The 3,462-nt window shown below is 38.9% G+C and carries 2 protein-coding genes; both read right to left on the bottom strand.

Going from position 1 to position 3,462, the window contains the following annotated elements:
• Positions 1–294: toll/interleukin-1 receptor domain-containing protein (locus tag F6K40_RS39395; RefSeq protein ID WP_293145506.1), on the bottom strand; the 294-nt coding region annotated here is incomplete at its 3' end.
• A gap of 703 nt (positions 295–997) precedes the next feature.
• The coding region (locus F6K40_RS39390) for a WD40 repeat domain-containing protein (RefSeq protein ID WP_375340638.1) at positions 998–3,462 on the bottom strand (2,465 nt) is incomplete at its 5' end.

Raw genomic sequence — 3,462 nt, 5'->3', positions numbered from 1 at the left:
AATTTGCTCGACGTGCAAAAGTGGAATAATCCGTTTATTGTATTTAATAGCATGATTAATTTCTTTGAGACAATAGGGAGAATTAACAGAATGAGGAGCAATAATAAACAGAAAATTATCAGCTTTAGTAATCCCATCATCAATTTGATTTTGAAAGTCAACCCCTAGGGGAATATCATTTTGGTCAAACCAGATTTTTAGACCATTTTCTGTGAGTTTTTCATAGAGTTTTGTAGCAAAAAATTTACTATCGGCACGTCCGTAAGAGATGAAAGCATTGTAATATTCTGACATGGTTTTATGGATTGGTAATTAAATTTTTAGAATGGAAATTTCTATCTCTAATTCATTAGTTGGAGCTTGCAACTATTGCTTAAACAAGTATTGACGTGAGCTATTGATGCAACCACAATCACAATATAATTTTGATTGTTCTTGAAATAATTCTTTGCTAAGAAGCCATAATAGTTATATCATGTCCGGTTGAATAGTTATAAATAATTAGGGAGGAGTCAGGAGACAGGAGACAGGAGACAGGAGAAAAGAATGTATCAGGAGAAAGAAGTGTTTTTATCACTAATTATCCGGACATGATATTACTAATTTTTTTCAGTGGCCTTGGCCAATTCGAGAAGATTATGTATCCTTGACAAATCTAACCTTTTTCTACATTAGACATCTCCAAAAATAAAAATTAAAATCAATTCTTATCCAGAAATTATCAATTATTCTTCCCTGTTCCCTGTTCCCTGTTCCCTGTTCCCTCTTTTCTGGAGATTTCTATTAGATTATCTAGTAATTGTGACAAATTTTAATATTACTTGAATTTGTTAGACTTTCAGACAAATTTGCTGTCAAAATAGTAGAGGTGAAGAGCTTTTCGCTACTACAAAAAAGAGGAAATTATCTATGCAAATTCAAACACCAGAATGGGTAAAACACGCCGTATTTTACCAAATTTTCCCAGACCATTTTGCAAAATGACAATATCAAAATACTATTGACGCAACTCCTTCAACACCTCTTCTGTAAAAGGATTTTCCCCTTTTTTCAAAGCATCAACCCAACCTTGTCGTTGGGCTTTTTTCTTGTCATTTTCCGTCCATTTAATATATGCTTCAAAATCTTTAATAGCTCCCGAAAAATCCCCAGTTAATGCCCGCGCCAAACCACGACTATCTATAATATATCCATCTTCAGGAGCGAGTTTAACTGCTCTTTCACAGGCAAAAATTACATCTTTTGCTTGTTCGTGTAAGCTCCCATGCCAACAAATAGTATTCCAATCATCTGCAGTTATTTGTAAGTTTCGATCCAACTTTTGCGCTCCCTTATAAGCTAAAATTGCTGCCTCAAAATTTCTATTTATTCTTAATTGCTCGCTATCTTTGAATAAACTTTTTGCTGCTGAATATAAACTGAAATTGGAATCAAGTTTAAATGCTTGTTGAAACTTAGAAAGAGCTTCATTAATATTGCCCTCTTCTGCTAAGTTCTCACCTTGCAAAAATAAAGCTGTTGCCGAAACTTCTACACCACAGAGATGTCGCTCCTCTTCGGTGACATTAGGATTGTTTTTCAGGTAGTCACTCATCCACTGACAACCATGAGCTATCAAGTCATCACGGTTGAAGCGCCACAGTTTCACTGTCTTGTCACGACTTGCAGAAGCAATCAAATCTCCTTTCGGGCTAAATGCTACACCATAGACAGGTTCTTCATGAGTTAGAGTGCGTACCAAGGTGGCATCTGGTTTCCACAGTTTCACTGTCTTGTCAAAACTAGCAGAAGCAATCAAATCTCCTTTCGGGCTAAATGCTACATCGTTGACAGATTCTTTATGACCGGTGAGAGTGCGTACCAAGGTGCCATCTGGTTTCCACAGTTTCACTGTCTTGTCAAGACTAGCAGAAGCAATCAAATCTCCTTTCGGGCTAAATGCTACATTGTTGACAGATTCTTTATGACCGATGAGAGTGCGTACCAAGGTGCCATCTGGTTTCCAGAATTTCACTGTGCTATCAAAGTCAAAACTAGCGGAAGCAATCAAATCTCCTTTCGGGCTAAATGCTACACCGGAGACAAAATCATAATCTTTATTGCTGGTGAGAGTGCGTACAAAAGTACCATCTGTTTTCCAAAGTTTAACTGTCTTTTGAAAACTAGCAGAAGCAATCAAATCTCCTTTCGGGCTAAACACTACATCAATGACAGATTCTTGATGGCCGGTGAGAGTGCGTACCAAGGTGCCATCTGGTTGCCACAGTTTCACTGTCTTGTCACTACTTGCAGAAGCAATTAAATCTCCTTTCGGGCTAAATGCTACACTACTGATATGAGCTTCATGGCCAATGAGAGTGCGTACCAAAGTGCCATCTGGTTGCCACAGTTTCACTGTCTTGTCAAGACTTGCAGAAGCAATTAAATCTCCTTTCGGGCTAAATGCTACACTACTGATATGAGCTTCATGGCCAATGAGAGTGCGTACCAAAGTGCTATCTGGTTTCCACAATTTCACTGTGCTGTCAAAACTAGCAGAAGCAATCAAATCTCCTTTCGGGCTAAATGCTACACCGTAGACATCATGTTCATGGCCGGTGAGAGTGCGAACCAAAGTACCATCTGGTTTCCATAGTTTCACTGTGTTGTCACTACTAACAGAAGCAATCAAATCTCCTTTCGGGCTAAATGCTACATCATTAACATCATGTTTATGGGTGAGAGTGCGTACCAACGTGCCATCTGGTTTCCATAGTTTCACTGTCTTGTCAAGACTAGCAGAAGCAATCAAATCTCCTTTCGGGCTAAATGCTACACTACTGACATGAGCTTCATGGCCGTTAAGAGTGCGAACCAAAGTTTCATCTGGTTTCCACAATTTCACTGTGCTGTCAAAACTAGCAGAAGCAATCAAATCTCCTTTCGGGCTAAATGCTACACCGTAGACATCATGTTCATGGCCGGTGAGAGTGCGAACCAAAGTACCATCTGGTTTCCACAGTTTCACTGTCTTGTCACTACTAACAGAAGCAATCAAATCTCCTTTCGGGCTAAATGCTACACCGTAGACATAATCTTTATGGCCGATGAGAGTGCGAACTAAAGTGCCATCTGGTTTCCACAGTTTCACTGTCTTGTCAAAACTTGCAGAAACAATCAAATCTCCTTTCGGACTAAATACTACATCGTTGACATGATGTTCATGGGTGAGAGTGCGTACCAAGGTGCCATCTGGTTTCCACAGTTTCACTGTGTTATCCCAACTTGCAGAAGCAAGCAAACCTCCTTTGGGGCTAAATGCTACACCTTGAACATAATATTTATGACCTTCTAAACTATTGATTTCTTTATATCTAGGCAAGTCAAAAGTTTGTCGCAGTAAGTCTGCACCTTGTATCTGAATAGCTGATGTTGCAGTCTTTACCTGTTGTAATTTTCGACCTAGTTTTAGTACATCCATCT

This window comes from Okeania sp. SIO3I5, from assembly GCF_010672085.1.
In the GTDB taxonomy this organism is placed as follows: domain Bacteria; phylum Cyanobacteriota; class Cyanobacteriia; order Cyanobacteriales; family Microcoleaceae; genus Trichodesmium.
The sequence above is the reverse complement of the archived record's forward strand: the minus strand, read 5'-3'. Positions and strand labels throughout refer to the sequence as shown.